The following is a 16042-nucleotide window of genomic DNA, read 5'->3' on the forward strand; positions in this document are numbered from 1 at the left end:
TAAATAATTTATAGCAGATTTATTCGATATTATTCAATGTTTAGCTCATTCACATCAATCACGATACATCAGCGCTGTTATTTGTTCCGAAATTAAACCCATCAAAAATACTACTACGCTACCTGTATATAACAGCGCGCTCATATTGGTAAATCGGTGGTAATTCCACCACGTCCAACCATACCATACCGACGCCAAAGAAAACAACAATAAAGCTACTGGAGCGAAAATCTTTAGAGGTGAAAACAAGGTGCCAATTTTAAATATGATAATTAAAAATCTAGCACCATCGCGCAAAGGACGGATATGGCTTTTGCCAACACGTTTTTCTGCGTGAATGGGCACATAGGACACCGAATAGCCGGCACGGAAAAATGCCATTGTACTGGTCGTTGGATAGGAAAACCCATTGGGCAATAGATATAAAAATTCTCTAAATTTTTCTGAGCGCACAACTCTAAACCCAGATGTCAAATCTTTAACTCTATGCCCAGTCATCCAACTAGCAAAGAAGTTATAAAAACCATTGGCAATTCCTCGCCCCCAGCTGGCCTGGGATCCCTTTTGCCGAGCCCCGACTACCATATCGTTGCCGCATTCAATTTTAGCCAATAACCTCGATATATCTTCTGCCTTATGCTGCCCATCAGCATCCATGAAGACTATCAGCTCACCAGCGGCCTCTCTAGCTCCAGTTTTTATAGCGGCGCCGTTACCTTTTGAGTATGGATGTGATATAACTTTCGCGGCAGCAGCTTTTGCTACCGCTGCAGTGTTATCGGTGGATCCATCATCTACAACTATTATCTCAACTTTTTCAATATTTTCTTTAATAGTCTCAATGACTTTTCCGATCGAGTCTTCTTCATTCTTGGCAGGGATTACCACACTAACGCTTAACATTATCATTACTTCCATTATTATTTTTCACTGCATTTTGCAGTCGATACCCAAGCTGATTTATCTCAACTTCATAAGCTGACTTTGACATCACTATACCGTTATCGGGTAGCGTGTACAACATTTTTTCGGTTTCATTTAGAAGAATTAGTCCTTCGGCTGCATACCCATTAGCGGCCATAAAATGGACGATTGATAACGCAAAATCCATATCTTTATAAAGATAAATGGCTTTCTTAAGAAATGGGATTGCTTTTACTGGTTCGCGTTCAGAAATCAATAAAAGACCTCGAAGATAGGGAGATATTTTATTGAATGCATCCACAGCTCGATAACTTTTTATCGAGTCCATTTTATCCAATATCAATAATACACTTTTTCTTTCTTTTGAGCTATCGGGGGAATTTACTAAAAATTCCACAATTGCACGAATACCCCCTACAGTTTGAGCATCTAGCCGCTGCTGGGACAGGCCTTCTTGCACTCTCTTAAAATCCTCTTGATGTGCTTGACCCCTCAGAACCTTTTGTAGCAACCATTGCATAGAAATGAGGGAGCTATTAGGAAATTGGACCATGGCAGTTTCTAAAATACCAAACGCTTCGTCATCACGACCTTCATCAAATAGAAATGAGGAAAGCCTATTTTTTGCACGAGGCGAATCAGGAGTATTTACTGCCCAATAGTTTTGTAAAAACTCAGTATCTGACCAGAGAGTTGAGCGTTGCCAAGTAAGCCAGCCCAGTGTAAGAACTATGAGAAATGATACGCTTCCCGCCAAAACTACACTACGCTTTTTTGCCAGCACTATTAGCCCCATGGCAACCGGAAGAAAGAGAAAAGCAGCAGCTACATAGTTACGATGTTCGAAATACAGCTCCAAGCCAATGACTGTAGACTCCATCAAGTGTGCAGCAAGAAAAAAGAGCAATGCTATGGCCGCACACGCCCCTAGTGGGCCCTTGCGTCGAAACCAGAAAGGTAAACCAATGAGAGCTGCAACACCCAGAAAACTCCATAAGGTAGTTATCGGTTTTATCAAACTTGTTGAAAATAAATATCCGTCCTGGAATAAACCTCTACCTTCGATACGTGGAATATATAGCTGATAGAGATATTCCCATATGATTCTTCCCTCTGTCAGTATTCTTTCCATCTGATTGAAAGGCCTTGTGGGCCAGGCATCTGGTGAAAAATTTATACTTCTACCTAAAACCCCTAAAACTGCGAAGGTAGGAAGCCAGAGAAATAAAAGACTCCATTTCCAGTCAGGGTTGTCGGATGCATGATTTGTGTTTTTTGATCTAGGGTGACATAGACCTATTACCCAAGCTAACAAGGGGAGTAATGCACCATTTTCTTTACTGAGAGTTGCTAAAGTCGTGGCGACTATCAATGAGGTAGTCATCCATACATAAGCTACCCTCCTCTCTCCCCCTTTTTTCAGCAGTATGCGCCCGTGCAGATAACCACCCAATCCTGCAAATATAAATAGTGCCGACAATTGTGCCATCCGCTGCACTATATACAGTGTTGTCGAAACCATAAATGGATGTAACATCCAAAATGACATGTTCAAAAGAGCTGCCCATCTCGCATGCTGCTCTGGCACACCATAAAATCTCAAGAGGTTAAGCGTCGCCCAGCACAGCATTGCACCAGCTAGAAGATGTATACATATATTTGTAAGCTTAAATGCATAGGGATCTACCGGCCAAGTTTGGGCATTTAGCAAAAAACTTGCCAAGGATATTGGTCTACCAAGCGGTCCAGAGTGACCTTGAAATACAAATGCTCTAAATGCTTCCCAAGTGGTTACTCCGCCACGGATACCCATCGGAAACAGATTCGGTTCATCATCAAATAAATATCCACCTTTTAGGCCGGGTGTATATAAAATGAAGACTAGCATTAGCATGAGACAAAAAAATATCATCCACACTCTTCTTATGGACCGTGAATTATTTTTTATTAGCTCCATGGCAAACTATTACCTGTAATTGATGGATTTTTTTGAACTAGCTAATCAACAGTTAGTGACTAGTGACTTTAATTATTCAGACTAGCCAAATGTAAAAAAGGACCGGCATTTATGCCGGTCCTTTTTTATAGTTGGATTTTTAAAATATTAAGTACGGCACTCAGCTGGCACATACTTAGATGCAATGGTACCCTTACCAACTGCACTGTTTGTCACCGTGCTGCCTGCGGAAGCACAAACCCAAGTAATAGATCCAGCAGTCGGGATTGTGGAACCAGTTGCCGTACCCGCCAATGCGGTACCAGCATCACGCGAACCATTCAAGGGAGTCATGATCAGAGTTTTACCACCGTCAATAGCGCTTTGGTAGGTAATGATAATTTGTCCGGTGGCTTGAGCGATGGAAACGCTTGCAACATTGCGGGTTGCGGCTGGAGCCGTCCATCCAGAACGGAAAGGTGCACCGTTCGCTGCATTCTCAGAAATTGCAGCCTTAGCCGATCCAGACAGGCTGATACCATCAGTTACCTTCGCCCGCACCGTGTAATCTTGATAAGCAGGCAGAGCCACAGCAGCCAGAATACCGATAATCGCCACAACGATCATCAGTTCGATCAGGGTGAAACCCTTTTGCATAGTACGCAGCATGTTGAATCCTCTCTATGTAACCATTGATTAGGTAGCCTTGTCGAACTGACTTGGCGTGTGATGTAGACAGCAAGTGCTGTGCCAACTTCTGGACGCCTGAAGGGCGCGGCGTGCACTGACAAAAATGCGGCGTTTTGTTAACTTATTGTTGAATACGTTCATAAATGTCAACCTCAGCCTTGTTCTGCCATTTTTGTCATGCCACCGGTAGCGCTGTGCGACAGGATCTGCGAAGAACTAACAAAAAATGGCACCCGCAGGTGCCATTCTCTTTGTGAGCGAAAGTTCAAGCCCTAAGCCAGCCTACCCCCAAAACTCATAAGCCATCCCCGCCAGCTCAATCCGATCCCCCTTGTGCATCGACAACGCCACGCCATTGAGCGCCTGGCCGTTCAACACCACCTCGGCCGAGCCATCAACCTTGGTAGCAACGTATCCCTTGCCGCGCTTGGTCAGTGCAGCGACGGCGATGCCGGGGCGGCCGACCGTGGTGACGACCTTGGACAAAATGATGTCTTCGCTCGCGCCGCTGACGGCGCGCAGGTAGGGGCTGGGGGTATAGGGCTGGCCTTCGGCGGGGGGGAAGTCTGCGGGAACGGTGGGGCTGTCTTCGCCGTCATCGGCATGCGCGGGCTTGGCCGTCAGGCTGCCGGCTTCGCTGGCATGCAGGTAGTGGCTCTCGGGCACCAACGAGTTCATCAAAAAGCGAATGCGGCATTTGCCGATGTCCAGCAGGTCGCCGCTTTGCAGCACCTGGCGGCGCACTTTCAAGCCGTTGACCTTGGTACCGTTGGTGCTGCCCAGGTCTTCGACGACGACGATGCCGATCTTCTTCTCATAGGTGAACGCCACATGCTCGCCGCTGACCGCCATGTCGGTCAGCACGATGTCATTGGTGGAACGGCGCCCCAGGGTGACCCTGGACTCGGTCAGCACGTAGTCCTGTATCACCACACCATCTAACGAAACTATGAGTCTTGGCATATTGATAAACCTCAGCGCGATTATATGCAAATAAGCTATACAAATGACGTTGGCGATACGCTGTTGACAAAGGATCACGATGTGTTGCGGACTCCCGTGATTTAGCTAATGGTTAACCCTATAAATACCCTTGATCGATGCGCCCCCTGAAGCACATCGCCAAGCGCAGCAGCGGTTTATCTTGATGCCTGCAATGGGTTCGCGGGCGTTGCGCTGCTCACGCCGTAGCTGCCGCAGGGGCGCACCGGGGCGGTACACGTGGCCCGTGCAAAACAGAAGCCCTGAAAAGCAAAAAGCGCCCTAAGGCGCTTTAGCGAGAGAGAAATGCAGACCCGGTCAGTGTGCAGGCGCTGTATTGCGCTTTTGCAGCCACAGGCCCAAGCCCACCACCAGCGCGGCGCCAGCAGCGGCAGCCAGGTAGTGCAGTGCAGGATTCGCTTCGACAAAGCCGTGCAGCAGCTTGTCGTTCATGATGGTCTCGCCACCCACCCAGCCGATGAGGCCGGCACCCAGAATCACGATGACCGGGAAGCGCTCCATCAGCTTGATCATCAACGTGGAGCCAAAGATCACCAGCGGGATCGAGATAGCCAAGCCCAGGATCAGCAGCAGCATATTGCCGCCAGCAGCAGCCGCCACGGCAATCACATTGTCCAGGCTCATCACCAGGTCGGCGATCAGGATGGTACGGATGGCAGCCATCATCGTGCCGGTGCCCTTGCCCGCGCCCTCTTCTTCGTCGTGGCTGGTCAGCAGCTGCAGGCCAATCCACAGCAGCAGGCAGCCGCCAACGATCTGCAGGAAGGACAGCTCCAGCAGCTTGGCCGCCACCACGGTCAGCACGATGCGCAGCACCACGGCGGCACCGGAGCCGAACATGATGGCTTTTCTCTGTTGTTCAGGGGGCAGGGAGCGCGCTGCGAGCGCGATGACGACGGCGTTGTCGCCCGAGAGAATGATGTTGATCCAGATGATCTTGACCAGCCCGATCCAGAAGTCGGGATGATTGACGTAATCCATGTTGCGCTCCGTAGTTATGAATAAAGACGCCAGACCTGAACGATCTGGCGTCTTCTTTTTATGGAGTACGCAGTTTAGCGGGGCACGCAGCCCCTGGCATGCGTAATTTTGCTTACTTCAGCAGGCCTTGCAGCAGGCGGCCCATTTCGGATGGGTTGCGGGTGATGGTGAAACCGCACTCTTCCATGATGGCCAGCTTGGCATCTGCCGTGTCGGCGCCGCCGGAGATCAGCGCGCCAGCGTGGCCCATGCGCTTGCCGGGAGGGGCAGTCACACCAGCGATGAAGCCCACCACAGGCTTCTTCATGTTGGCCTTGCACCAGAGCGCGGCTTCCGCTTCGTCTGGACCGCCGATTTCGCCGATCATGATCACCGCGTCGGTGTTCGGGTCGTCGTTGAACGCCTTCATCACGTCGATGTGCTTCAGACCGTTGATGGGGTCACCACCGATACCGACTGCCGACGACTGGCCAATGCCCAGCTCGGTCAGCTGTGCCACCGCTTCATAGGTCAAGGTGCCCGAACGGCTCACCACGCCGATGCGGCCTGGCTTGTGGATGTGACCGGGCATGATGCCGATCTTGATTTCACCGGGGGTAATCAGACCAGGGCAGTTAGGGCCCAGCAGCAAGGTCTTCTTGCCGCCAGCCGCTTCCTTGGCCTTCATCTTGTTGCGCACTTCCAGCATGTCGCGCACTGGGATGCCTTCGGTGATGCAGATGGCCAGATCCAGATCGGCTTCCACCGCTTCCCAGATGGCAGCAGCAGCGCCTGCAGGTGGCACATAGATCACGGACACGGTAGCACCGGTGTCCTTGGCAGCATCCTTGACCGAACCGTAGATGGGGATGTCGAAAATCTTTTCGCCAGCCTTCTTGGGGTTCACGCCAGCGACGAAGCAGTTCTTGCCGTTCGCGTATTCCTGGCACTTTTCAGTGTGGAACTGGCCGGTCTTGCCGGTGATGCCTTGGGTAATGACTTTGGTGTCTTTATTGATATAGATAGACATGTGTGTTCTCCAGGGCTTACTTCACTGCGGCAACGATCTTGGTGGCGGCTTCGGCCATGGTGTCGGCCGAGATGATGGGCAGGCCCGATTCGGCCAGCATCTTCTTGCCCAGCTCTTCGTTGGTACCCTTCATGCGCACGACCAGTGGCACGCTCAGGTTCACCGCCTTGCAAGCGGTGATCACGCCGGTAGCGATGGTGTCGCACTTCATGATGCCGCCGAAGATGTTGACCAGAATGCCCTTGACCTTGGGGTTCTTGAGCATGATCTTGAAGGCTTCGGTGACCTTCTCGGGGGTGGCACCGCCGCCCACGTCCAGGAAGTTGGCAGGCTCGCCGCCGAACAGCTTGATGGTGTCCATCGTGGCCATGGCCAGGCCAGCGCCGTTCACCAGGCAGCCGATGTTGCCGTCCAGGCTGATGTAGGCCAGGTCGAACTTCGAAGCTTCCACTTCAGCAGGATCTTCTTCGTCCAGATCGCGCAGGGCCACCAGTTCTGGGTGACGGAACAGCGCGTTGGGATCGAAGTTGAACTTGGAGTCCAGTGCAATCACGTTGCCCTTGGAGTCACGGTTCAGCGGGTTGATTTCCACCAGCGAAGCGTCCGTGTCCATGTAGCACTTGTACAGCTTTTGGCAGATATCGATGAACTGGGCCACCGAATCAGCAGGCATGCCGATGCCCTTGGCCAGCTCTTCACCATTGGCTTGCGTGAAGCCAGCAATGGGGTCGACCAGCACGGTGATGATCTTTTCAGGGGTGCTGTGCGCCACTTCCTCGATGTCCATGCCGCCTTCGCTCGAAGCGATGAAGGCCACCTTCTGCGTGCCACGGTCGGTCACGGCAGACAGGTAGTATTCCTGCTGGATGTCGGCACCGTCTTCGATGTACAGGCGGCGCACCTTCTGGCCTTCAGGGCCCGTCTGGTGGGTCACCAGCTGCATGCCGAGGATTTGCTCGGACAGCGCCTTCACGTCGTCGATGGTCTTGGCAACCTTCACGCCACCGCCCTTACCGCGGCCACCTGCGTGAATCTGGGCCTTCACCACCCACACGGGGCCGCCCAGCTTCTGTGCTGCTTCCACTGCTTCTTGCACAGTGAAGGCGGGGATACCGCGCGGAACGGGCACGCCGAACTGACGCAAGATTTCCTTGCCTTGGTATTCATGAATTTTCATGATGTCTCTCAGTAAAACAAAATGGGAAAAAACCCGGCGGCCGAGCGCGCAGAACAAAGAACTCGCAAACAAGGCAGAAGGCCTGGCAGTCCGCGAATTTACCATGCTGCACTGCGCCATGGGCGGCAGCGCCTGCAGGAGCCCTAACGCGCTTCCGGGGTTTGGCAGCCGTTGGAATGCTTATAGCTATTATTTGTATAGCTAGCCAGCCAGATTCAGCAGCCATCTCCGTCCAATGCGTCCGTCAGCCACTGCAGTCAACGCATGTCGGAGGCGGGCGCAAAACTTGTCTGTAAAAACCTCGGCAGTGCAGGATTTTTGGCACAACCGCCCAGCGCTGACCCTTTTTGCGCTAGTGCGCACTGCGCTGGATCCCGGCATCTGGCCATCGCAGATGCCACAACGGCATACCCAGCGCAACTCGCGCCCCGGCCTTGCGCACAGGCAAATTTGCCATCGTCCTGCACGTCTTACGCAGCTTTGTATGACAATAAGCACTTTCCCGAACCCAAGTGCCCGCTGCCCGTGCAGGGGGCCAACGCACAGCAGGAGTGATGGCAATGGCAAAAGTGTTTATCGACGGCGAAGCTGGCACCACCGGTCTGCAGATTCGCGAACGCCTGGTGGATATGCCCGGCGTGGAGTTGGTAAGCATTGCCCCCGAGCTGCGCAAGGACCCGGAGGCCAAGCGCGCGCTGATCGCGGGCGTGGATCTGGTCATCCTCTGCCTGCACGACGATGCCGCCAAGGACACCACGGCCATGGTCGATGCCATCGAGCAGGAAACCGGCCGCACGATTCGCATCATCGATGCCTCCACCGCCCACCGCGTCAACGACCAGTGGGTCTATGGCTTCCCCGAGCTGAGCGCCGGCCAGAAAGCCGCCGTGCAAGCGGCCAAGCGCGTCTCCAACCCCGGCTGCTATGCCACCGGCGCCATCGCCATCCTGCGCCCGTTGATCGATGCCGGTCTGGTCCCTGCCGATGCCGCGCTGGCGCTGCCTTCGGTGTCCGGCTACTCCGGTGGCGGCCGCCAGATGATGGAAGCCTACGAGGCCGGTGGTGCCGCGCCCTATGAGGCCTATGCGCTGGGCCTGACGCACAAGCACATCCCCGAAATCCTGAAATACACCGGACTGACCTGCCGCCCGGTGTTCATCCCTGCGGTCGGCAACTTCGCCCAGGGCATGCTGGTGCAACTGCCGCTGCACCTCGATGAACTGCCCGGCAAGCCGCTGCTGAGCGACCTGCACAACGCCCTGGCCGCCCACTACGCCCAAACCAACCAGGACGAACAATGGGTGCAGGTGCTGCCGCCTACTGACGACAACAAGCTGGCCGCCGATACCCTGGCGGGCACCAACAAGCTGGAAATCCGCGTGTTCGGCAACGAGCAGCTGCGCCAGGCCGTGGTCATCGCCCGCCTGGACAACCTGGGCAAGGGCGCCAGCGGCGCAGCGGTGCAAAACCTCAAGTTGATGCTGAGCCTCTGAGTCCGAGACCGCTTCCCCCCACCAAGCCGCTTGCCAGCGGCTTTTTTCATGTGCGCAGCGCGTGCAGCACCATCGGCATTGGCCGACACTGCCCCAGGCCATCCCTGCCTACCATGTGTCCAAACTACAGCCATAACACGATGAGACACACCCCCACACGCCTTATGCGCCGGCTTGGCGCAGTCTGGCCCTGGGCGCTGCTGCTGTGCGCCGCAGCCCAGGCCCAAACCGCCAACCCCCAGCAAGGCGAGCAGATCGCCAACAACGGCTTGCCGCCCAGCGTGGCCTCCTGCGCCAGCTGCCATGGCGCCAAAGGCCAGGGCATGGCCGCCTTCCCGCCGCTGGCCGGCCAGGGCAGCAGCTATCTGCGCAGCCAGTTGGATGCCTTTGCCGATGGCTCGCGCGGCAACCCCATCATGGCGCCCATTGCCAAGGGCTTGACCTCGCAGCAGCGCGCCGATGTTGCCGCTTACTTTGCCAGCCTGCCTTCGGGCATCGCCGCCACAGCCGGCCAGGCCGGTGCCAAAGACAAGGGCGCCTGGCTGGTGGAGCGTGGCCGCATGCAAGAGGGCATCCCCGCCTGCAACAGCTGCCACGGCCCCGGTGGGGCTGGCGTGGGTGCGCATTTCCCCGCCATTGCCAAGCTCAGCGCCAGCTATATGCAAGAGCAGATCGATGCCTGGAAAAAAGGCAGCCGCCCGCCCGGGCCGCTGGGCCTCATGGAAGGCATTGCCAAAAAGCTCAGCAGCGATGATGTCAACGCCATCGCCCAGTACTACGTGGGCGCCTCGGGCGCCGCCAAGCCTTGAGCGGAGAACAGCATGGATTACCAGCGCCCCAACCATGTCGAAACGCCCGAGGAGCAGGCCCGCGTCCAGCACAGCGAGTGGCAGTACCTCAAGATCTTTGTAGTGGTCGTCGTCGCCATCGTGCTGGTGGCCGCCATCAGCTTTGGCATGCAGGTGAACAAGAGCATGGGTGAGCTGGCCGATGAGCGGCCCGCCGCAGCGCCCGCCCAGACCGCGCAAAAACCAGCAGCAGCACCCGCCACCCCCAGCCCGGCACCCGCTACTGCCGCAGCGGATGCACCCAAGCCAGCCCCTGCAGCTGCCACGCCCGCCGCCAGCGCAGCCAAAGCGCCAACTGCAGCCAGCCCTACCGCCTTCGCCCCACCCGCTGCCGATGCGATTCCCGAAGGCCCGATGGGCGATGTGATCCGCCGGGGCGAGCAGATCTTTCTGCACACCAGCACCCAGGCCAAGGCTTTTGTCGGCAATACGCTCAACTGCGTCAACTGCCACCTGGATGCAGGGCGCGCTGCCGACTCCGCGCCGCTGTGGGGCGCCTACACCCAATACCCTGCCTACCGCAGCAAGACCAAGAGCGTCGATACCTTCTCCGAGCGGCTGCGCGGCTGCTTCATGTACAGCATGAACGGCAAGGCCCCGCCCCCTGGTGATGAGGTGCTGGTGGCCCTGGAGGCCTATGCCTATTGGATGTCCAAGGGCGCGCCGGTGGGCGAGAAGCTGCCCGGCGCCAGCTATCCCAAGCTGGCCAAACCCGCCCAGGCGCCTGACTATGCACGCGGCCAGAAGGTGTTCAACGCCCAGTGCGCGCTGTGCCATGGCGATGACGGCCAGGGCCAGCGCAGCGGCGATGTGCAGGTCTTCCCGCCGCTGTGGGGCAAGCAGTCGTACAACTGGGGCGCCGGCATGCATGAGGTGGACAAGGCGGCCGGCTTCATCCAGGCCAATATGCCGCTGGGCAAGGGCCATACGCTCAGCGACCAGGAAGCCTGGGATGTGGCCACCTACATCAACAGCCACGAGCGCCCGCAGGATCCGCGCTTTACCGGCAACATCGCAGACACGCGCAAGCGCTTCCACGACAGCGCGTTCTCGCTCTACGGCCAGACCGTCAACGGCCAGCAACTGGGCCAGGGCACAAAATAAAAAGCTACCAACGCCGATCCGGTGAAGGGCATGCGTTGGCAGCTTTGCTATCGGTCCCACCAGATGCTTGGCGCTATGCCGCCAGGCACCTGCCAGCTATCAGCGCTCCACCGTGCGGTTCCAGCGCTTGTTCCATTCGGGGCGGTCGGCGTTGACCACATCCCAGTCCACAGCCACGGCGTTCTTCAAGATGGCGTTCATCTTGTTCTGCTCTTCGGCCGGCTTGCCTTGCAGCTTGGTCTTGGGGTTCACCGGGTTGTAGCTGCCATTTTCCATCGCCAGCGCCTGGGCTTCAGGGCTCACCAGGTACTCCACCAGCTTTTGCGCCAGATCGGACTCGGGGTTGTTGTTGAGCACGCACATGGCGGTCATCAGCACCACCGCGCCTTCCTTGGGCGCCACATATTCCATCGGAATGCCCTTGGACTTCATCAGCTCGGCCTGCGTCAGCGTGTAGGGGAAGATGGCCGCATCGCCGGCCTGCATCATCTCCACCACCTTGGACGAATTGGGGATGTACTCCACCACGTTCGGGCCGATCGTCGTCGGCCAGGCCTTGAAGGCCGGGTCCACATTCTTCTCGGTGCCGCCCTTCAGGCGGTTGAACATCAGGAAGGCATGCAGGCCAAACGACGATGCCGGCATCGATTGCACGACCACCTTGCCCTTGAGCTTGGGGTCCGCCAGGTCGTTCCAGGAAGTGGGAGCCGCCCAGCCCTTGTCGGCAAACATCTTGGTGTTGTAGGCCAGGCCGGTCAGGCCCATCGACAGGCCAATCGCGCTGTCCTTGATCTTGGCGATGGCCGGAATGTCGCCGTAGCTGGCAGCGGGCTTGAGCTTCTCGCACAGGCCCATGCTGATGGCGCGGTACATCACGCCGTCATCCAGGGTCATGACCTGCATCTGGGCCTTGTCCTTGGAGGCCTGGGCCTTGGCCAGGATGTCGGTCGAGGTGCCCGGCACCACCACCACCTTGACGTTGTTGGCCTTCTCGAATGCGGGGAACACGAACTGCGAGTAGGTGCGCTCCATGTTGCCGCCATTCATGCCGATGTAAATGGTTTTGGTCTGCGCCTGCACCGCGCTGGCCGCAGCCACCACAGAGGCCAACAGGGCGATGGCGCGCACAGGGGTTTTGAGGGTCGTCGTCCAAGAAGACATGTGGATTCCTTTCAGGTAGAACATGCGGGGTCGGTAAATCGGTCTATGCGGAAAGCGTCAATCGGCGTGCTGCTGCGGCCCTCGGCGATCAGCTCGGCCATCACATCGCCCACGCCCGGCCCCAGCTGGAAGCCGCCGCCGGCAAAACCAAAGGCATGGTAGAGGCCGGCCTGGCGGCTGCTGGCACTGATGATGGGCTCGTGGTCGGGCAAGGCGCCCTCATTGCCGCTCCAGGTTCGGATCAACTGGGCGTTCTTCAACTGGGGCAGCAGCTCCACCAGCTGCGGCAGCTGTGCCCAGACGGTAGTGTGGCGGTTGCGGGCGCGGGTGTCGTCCAGCACCAGGCCGGGCCCGCCGCCAAACACCACATTGCCCCGGCGCACCTGGCGGCAGTAGATGCTGCCGCCTTCCACGCCCAGGCTCCAGTGCAAGAAGAACGGCAAGGGCTCGGTCACCCCCATCGCCGGTGGCCGGATGCGCATGGGCACCGGCTCGCCGCACTGCTCGGCAAACTGGCCGGCCCAGGCCCCTGCAGCGTTGACCACCACATTCGCACGGATCTCCATCTCCGGGGTGCGCACCACAAAGCGCTGGCCATTGTGCGCCACTTCCAGCACCGGCGAGTGCTCCAACACCTGGGCACCGGCCCGCACGGCCGCCGTGGCAAAGGCCGGGGACAGCAGGCGCGGATTGGCCTGGCCGTCATCTGGGCAGAAGGAGCCGCCCACCACCTTGGCGCCGCCGACCGGAAAGCGCTTGTGCAGCGCCGCGCCATCGAGCAGCTGCAGGTCTAGCCCGCAGTCGCGCGTCCTCTCGGCATAGCGCACGAGGGACTCCATGTCCGCCTGCGAGCGGGCAATCTTGAAGTGGCCCGAGCGCTCGTACTCGGCCTCGGTGCCGATGAGCTCGGTCAGCCGCCCCCAGTGCTGGTGGGCGCGCTGGGACAGCGGCAGCATCGCCAACGAGCGGCCCTGGCGGCGCACACCGCCAAAGTTGACGCCGCTGGAGCGGGAGCCGCAAAGATCGCGCTCGAGCACCACCACCTGGATGCCGCGCCGGCGCAGGAACAGCGCCGTGCTCGCACCCATGATGCCACCGCCGATCACCACCACCTCGGTGGCCAGTTGCTTAACCATGGGAGGCCTCCTGGTCCTGCGGCAGCACCGTCATGTCCAGCGGCAGCGGCTTGATCGGCGCCTGGCCCCGGATGCGGCCGATCTGCGCCACCGGCACCTTCAAGGTGTCGGCCAGGATCTCGGTTGCCGCCACGCCGCACATGCGGCCCTGGCAGCGGCCCATGCCCACCCGGCACAGCGCCTTGATGCGGTTGATATCGCCCTGCGGCTGGGTCGCCGCAGTGGCGCGCAGCTCGCCAGCGGTGATGTTTTCGCAGCGGCAGACCACCAGCTCGTCAGGTGCACGCGCGGCCCAGTCGTCGGGAAAGGGAAACGCCACCTCCAGCGCCTGGCGGAACTGCTGCGTCTTGTCCAGCTGCTGGCGCAGCCTGGCCTGGCGCGCTGTATCGGTCGCAATGCCCCGGTCCTGCAGCAAAGCCAGCGCAGCCAGCTCGCCGGACATCTCGGCCGCATCGGCGCCCATGATGCCGGCGCCATCGCCGGCCAAATAGACACCGGGCACACTGCTGCGCCGGTCGGCATCGATCTGCGGCACATAGCAGCGGTGCAGCGGTGCAAAGGCGAATTCGCAGCCCAGCAGGTCGGCCAGCTGCGTCTCGGGCCGCAGCGCATAGCCCAGGCCGATGGCGCTGCAGGCAGTGCGCTGCTCGGCGCCCTGTGCATCCTTCCAGACCAGCGCCTGCACCCGGTCGGCGCCTTCGGCGCGCAGCAGCTGCACGCCATGGTGCACCGGCACGTCGTGGAACATCAGCCAGCTCACCAAGTACAGGCCCTTGGCGGCCACTGCCGGCTGGGCCAGCATCGCGGGCGCAGCCTTGTAGCGCTGCACGGCCGGGGCGGTGTCCAGCACCGCCAGCACCCGGCCGCCCGCCTTGGCATATTGGTAGGCCACCAGGTAGAGCAAGGGGCCGGTGCCGGCAAACACCACCGCATCACCGATCGCACAGCCCTGGTACTTGAGGGCCACCTGGGCGCCGCCCAGGGTGTAGACACCGGGCAGGGTCCAGCCCGGCAAAGGCAGCACCCGGTCGGTAGCGCCGGTGGCCACGATCAGATCGCGCCAGCGCAGGCTGTCTGCCGTGCGCTGCGCCGTGTGCAGCAGGTCCAGGCTGTGGCCCTGGGCGTTCCAGACCAGGGTGTCGGGCCGGTAGTCCAGCTGCGGGCGCAGGCGGTCAAAGGTCTGGTGCAGGTCGCTGGCGCGGCCGGCCTCGAAGCCATACAGGTCCTTGGGCTTGCGGCTGAAGCCATCGGGCTGGCGGCGGTAGATCTGGCCACCGGCCTTGGGCGCCTCGTCAATGACAACCGGGCGCAGGCCGTGGGCCAGCAGGGTTTGTGCGGCACGGATGCCGGCAGGCCCGGCGCCCACGATGACGGGCGGGCCGTCTGCGGGCCGGGGGTCGTCCAGGTAGAAATCGCTGGCAATCATGGTTGCACCTGGGTGGCGGTAGCTTGGGCCACGGCCTCTGCCGTCGTGCAGATCTGCATGCCCGGCTGCAGCAAGGTGGAGCAGGCGCGCAGCTTGCGGCCGGCCTGCTCGCCGCCGAGGGTAACCCAGCAGTCCTGGCAGGCGCCCATCATGCAAAAGCCAGCGCGCGGGCTATGGGCAAACTCGTGGCTGCGCAGCTGGGCCGACTGGGTCAGCACCGCCGTCAGCACCGTGTCGCCCTGCAACGCCTGGGCAGGCTGGCCGTTGAGCACAAACTGCAGCGGCTGGCGGCCCTGCTCCTTGAGGCGCTGCAGCTGGCCGGCCGGCAAAAGAGGGATTGCGTGTGCCATCAGTGCTTGCCAATCAGGATGCGGTCCAGACCATAGACCTTGTCGAGCAGCAGCATCAGCCCCAAGGTGATGAACACGATCAGCGCCGATACCGCTGCCATCATCGGGTCCAGCGACTCGGTGGCATACATGTACATGCGCACCGGCAAGGTCACCGTGCTGGGCGAGACCACAAAGATCGACATGGTCAGCTCATCAAAGCTGTTGATGAAGGCCAGCAGCCAGCCGCCGGTGATGCCGGGCAGGATCATCGGCAAGGTGATGCGCTTGAACACCGTGGCATTGCTGGCGCCCAGCGAGTAGGCGGCCTGCTCGGCGCTGCGGTCAAAGCCGATCAGCGCGGCCATCACCAGGCGCATGGTGTAGGGCATCACCACCAGCGCATGCGCAAAGATCAGCCAGCCAAAGCTGCCCTGGCCGCCGACCAGCGAGAACATGCGCAGCATGGCAACACCCAGCACCAGGTGGGGGATGATCAGCGGCGACAGGAACAGCGCCTGCAGCGCGCCACGGCCGGGGATCTCATAGCGCACCAGCGCAATGGCGGCGGGCACAGCCAGCGCGGTGGAGATGGATGCGGCGGCGACGGCCAGGCCCAGGCTGTTCCAGAACGACTGGACAAAGTCGGCATGGTGCAGCACCTGCTCGAACCAGCGCAGCGAGAAGCTGGTGGTCGGCAGGGTCAAGGTTTCAGCCGGGGTGAAGGCCACCAGGCAGACGACGACCAGCGGCGCCAGCATGAAGATGATGACCAGCGCGTTGAAGATGAGGGCAAGGGGTCCGTTTTTTTGCATGTCAGTCACCT

Annotated in this window: 15 protein-coding genes; 3 read left to right on the top strand and 12 right to left on the bottom strand. The window is 59.0% G+C overall.

Annotated features, from left to right (window positions below):
- Nucleotides 1–54 precede the first annotated feature (54 nt).
- From AB7A72_RS12690 to sucC, 7 genes are all read right to left on the bottom strand, one after another.
- The gene (locus tag AB7A72_RS12690; RefSeq protein WP_369460186.1) at nt 55–918 is read right to left on the bottom strand and encodes a glycosyltransferase family 2 protein; all 864 of its coding nucleotides are present in this window, start codon (nt 916–918) and stop codon (nt 55–57) included.
- Nucleotides 890–2836 (bottom strand): FoF1 ATP synthase subunit a, encoded by a 1947-nt coding sequence (locus tag AB7A72_RS12695; protein ID WP_369460187.1) that lies wholly within the window; start codon nt 2834–2836, stop codon nt 890–892. Before AB7A72_RS12695 ends, AB7A72_RS12690 begins: the two co-directional genes overlap by 29 nt.
- A gap of 192 nt (nt 2837–3028) precedes the next feature.
- Nucleotides 3029–3529, bottom strand: a complete 501-nt coding sequence (locus AB7A72_RS12700) for a pilin (RefSeq protein ID WP_369460188.1) — start codon at nt 3527–3529, stop codon at nt 3029–3031.
- 303 nt (nt 3530–3832) lie between these two features.
- The gene (locus AB7A72_RS12705; RefSeq protein WP_369460189.1) at nt 3833–4513 is read right to left on the bottom strand and encodes an FHA domain-containing protein; all 681 of its coding nucleotides are present in this window, start codon (nt 4511–4513) and stop codon (nt 3833–3835) included.
- Between the two features lie 336 nt (nt 4514–4849).
- The gene (locus AB7A72_RS12710; RefSeq protein ID WP_239809830.1) at nt 4850–5533 is read right to left on the bottom strand and encodes a TerC family protein; all 684 of its coding nucleotides are present in this window, start codon (nt 5531–5533) and stop codon (nt 4850–4852) included.
- 112 nt (nt 5534–5645) lie between these two features.
- Nucleotides 5646–6542 (bottom strand): succinate--CoA ligase subunit alpha, encoded by an 897-nt coding sequence (gene sucD / locus AB7A72_RS12715; RefSeq protein ID WP_021026616.1) that lies wholly within the window; start codon nt 6540–6542, stop codon nt 5646–5648.
- Between the two features lie 16 nt (nt 6543–6558).
- A complete protein-coding gene (sucC, locus tag AB7A72_RS12720) occupies nt 6559–7719 on the bottom strand; it encodes an ADP-forming succinate--CoA ligase subunit beta (RefSeq protein ID WP_021026617.1) in 1161 nt (386 codons plus the stop codon).
- Between the two features lie 560 nt (nt 7720–8279).
- Between sucC and argC the strand changes: the two genes are divergently transcribed.
- The 3 genes from argC to AB7A72_RS12735 all read left to right on the top strand — a co-directional run bounded on the left by argC (nt 8280) and on the right by AB7A72_RS12735 (nt 11164).
- Nucleotides 8280–9212, top strand: a complete 933-nt coding sequence (gene argC, locus AB7A72_RS12725) for an N-acetyl-gamma-glutamyl-phosphate reductase (protein ID WP_369460190.1) — start codon at nt 8280–8282, stop codon at nt 9210–9212.
- A gap of 140 nt (nt 9213–9352) precedes the next feature.
- Nucleotides 9353–10021: a c-type cytochrome gene (locus AB7A72_RS12730; RefSeq protein WP_369460191.1), complete on the top strand. Its 669-nt coding sequence runs from the start codon at nt 9353–9355 to the stop codon at nt 10019–10021.
- 12 nt (nt 10022–10033) lie between these two features.
- On the top strand, nt 10034–11164 hold the full coding sequence (locus tag AB7A72_RS12735; RefSeq protein ID WP_369460192.1) for a c-type cytochrome: 1131 nt from the start codon (nt 10034–10036) through the stop codon (nt 11162–11164).
- A gap of 99 nt (nt 11165–11263) precedes the next feature.
- On the opposite strand, the gene AB7A72_RS12740 is transcribed toward AB7A72_RS12735, so the two are convergent.
- The 5 genes from AB7A72_RS12740 to AB7A72_RS12760 are packed head-to-tail and all read right to left on the bottom strand — an operon-like array spanning nt 11264 to nt 16031.
- Entirely contained in the window at nt 11264–12325 is a 1062-nt protein-coding gene (locus AB7A72_RS12740) for an ABC transporter substrate-binding protein (protein ID WP_312411961.1), read from the bottom strand.
- An 11-nt stretch (nt 12326–12336) separates the two neighbouring features.
- The gene (locus AB7A72_RS12745; RefSeq protein ID WP_369460193.1) at nt 12337–13461 is read right to left on the bottom strand and encodes an NAD(P)/FAD-dependent oxidoreductase; all 1125 of its coding nucleotides are present in this window, start codon (nt 13459–13461) and stop codon (nt 12337–12339) included.
- Nucleotides 13454–14887 carry an FAD/NAD(P)-dependent oxidoreductase gene (locus tag AB7A72_RS12750; protein WP_369460194.1) on the bottom strand — a complete coding sequence of 478 codons (1434 nt, stop codon included), beginning with the start codon at nt 14885–14887 and terminating at the stop codon, nt 13454–13456. The genes AB7A72_RS12745 and AB7A72_RS12750 overlap by 8 nt, the downstream gene beginning before the upstream one ends.
- Nucleotides 14884–15237 (bottom strand): (2Fe-2S)-binding protein, encoded by a 354-nt coding sequence (locus AB7A72_RS12755; protein ID WP_230779845.1) that lies wholly within the window; start codon nt 15235–15237, stop codon nt 14884–14886. Before AB7A72_RS12755 ends, AB7A72_RS12750 begins: the two co-directional genes overlap by 4 nt.
- On the bottom strand, nt 15237–16031 hold the full coding sequence (locus tag AB7A72_RS12760; RefSeq protein WP_369460195.1) for an ABC transporter permease: 795 nt from the start codon (nt 16029–16031) through the stop codon (nt 15237–15239). Before AB7A72_RS12760 ends, AB7A72_RS12755 begins: the two co-directional genes overlap by 1 nt.
- Nucleotides 16032–16042: the final 11 nt, after the last annotated feature.

It is taken from the genome of Comamonas sediminis, from assembly GCF_041107495.1.
GTDB lineage: Bacteria > Pseudomonadota > Gammaproteobacteria > Burkholderiales > Burkholderiaceae_C > Comamonas > Comamonas sediminis.

What these genes read in the sequence shown, in the direction of transcription:
- AB7A72_RS12690 (WP_369460186.1), bottom strand. Translation starts at nt 918, where the DNA reads ATGGAAGTAATGATAATGTTAAGCGTTAGTGTGGTAATCCCTGCCAAG.
- AB7A72_RS12695 (WP_369460187.1), bottom strand. Translation starts at nt 2,836, where the DNA reads ATGATATTTTTTTGTCTCATGCTAATGCTAGTCTTCATTTTATATACA.
- AB7A72_RS12700 (WP_369460188.1), bottom strand. Translation starts at nt 3,529, where the DNA reads ATGCTGCGTACTATGCAAAAGGGTTTCACCCTGATCGAACTGATGATC.
- AB7A72_RS12705 (WP_369460189.1), bottom strand. Translation starts at nt 4,513, where the DNA reads ATGCCAAGACTCATAGTTTCGTTAGATGGTGTGGTGATACAGGACTAC.
- AB7A72_RS12710 (WP_239809830.1), bottom strand. Translation starts at nt 5,533, where the DNA reads ATGGATTACGTCAATCATCCCGACTTCTGGATCGGGCTGGTCAAGATC.
- sucD (WP_021026616.1), bottom strand. Translation starts at nt 6,542, where the DNA reads ATGTCTATCTATATCAATAAAGACACCAAAGTCATTACCCAAGGCATC.
- sucC (WP_021026617.1), bottom strand. Translation starts at nt 7,719, where the DNA reads ATGAAAATTCATGAATACCAAGGCAAGGAAATCTTGCGTCAGTTCGGC.
- argC (WP_369460190.1), top strand. Translation starts at nt 8,280, where the DNA reads ATGGCAAAAGTGTTTATCGACGGCGAAGCTGGCACCACCGGTCTGCAG.
- AB7A72_RS12730 (WP_369460191.1), top strand. Translation starts at nt 9,353, where the DNA reads ATGAGACACACCCCCACACGCCTTATGCGCCGGCTTGGCGCAGTCTGG.
- AB7A72_RS12735 (WP_369460192.1), top strand. Translation starts at nt 10,034, where the DNA reads ATGGATTACCAGCGCCCCAACCATGTCGAAACGCCCGAGGAGCAGGCC.
- AB7A72_RS12740 (WP_312411961.1), bottom strand. Translation starts at nt 12,325, where the DNA reads ATGTCTTCTTGGACGACGACCCTCAAAACCCCTGTGCGCGCCATCGCC.
- AB7A72_RS12745 (WP_369460193.1), bottom strand. Translation starts at nt 13,461, where the DNA reads ATGGTTAAGCAACTGGCCACCGAGGTGGTGGTGATCGGCGGTGGCATC.
- AB7A72_RS12750 (WP_369460194.1), bottom strand. Translation starts at nt 14,887, where the DNA reads ATGATTGCCAGCGATTTCTACCTGGACGACCCCCGGCCCGCAGACGGC.
- AB7A72_RS12755 (WP_230779845.1), bottom strand. Translation starts at nt 15,237, where the DNA reads ATGGCACACGCAATCCCTCTTTTGCCGGCCGGCCAGCTGCAGCGCCTC.
- AB7A72_RS12760 (WP_369460195.1), bottom strand. Translation starts at nt 16,031, where the DNA reads ATGCAAAAAAACGGACCCCTTGCCCTCATCTTCAACGCGCTGGTCATC.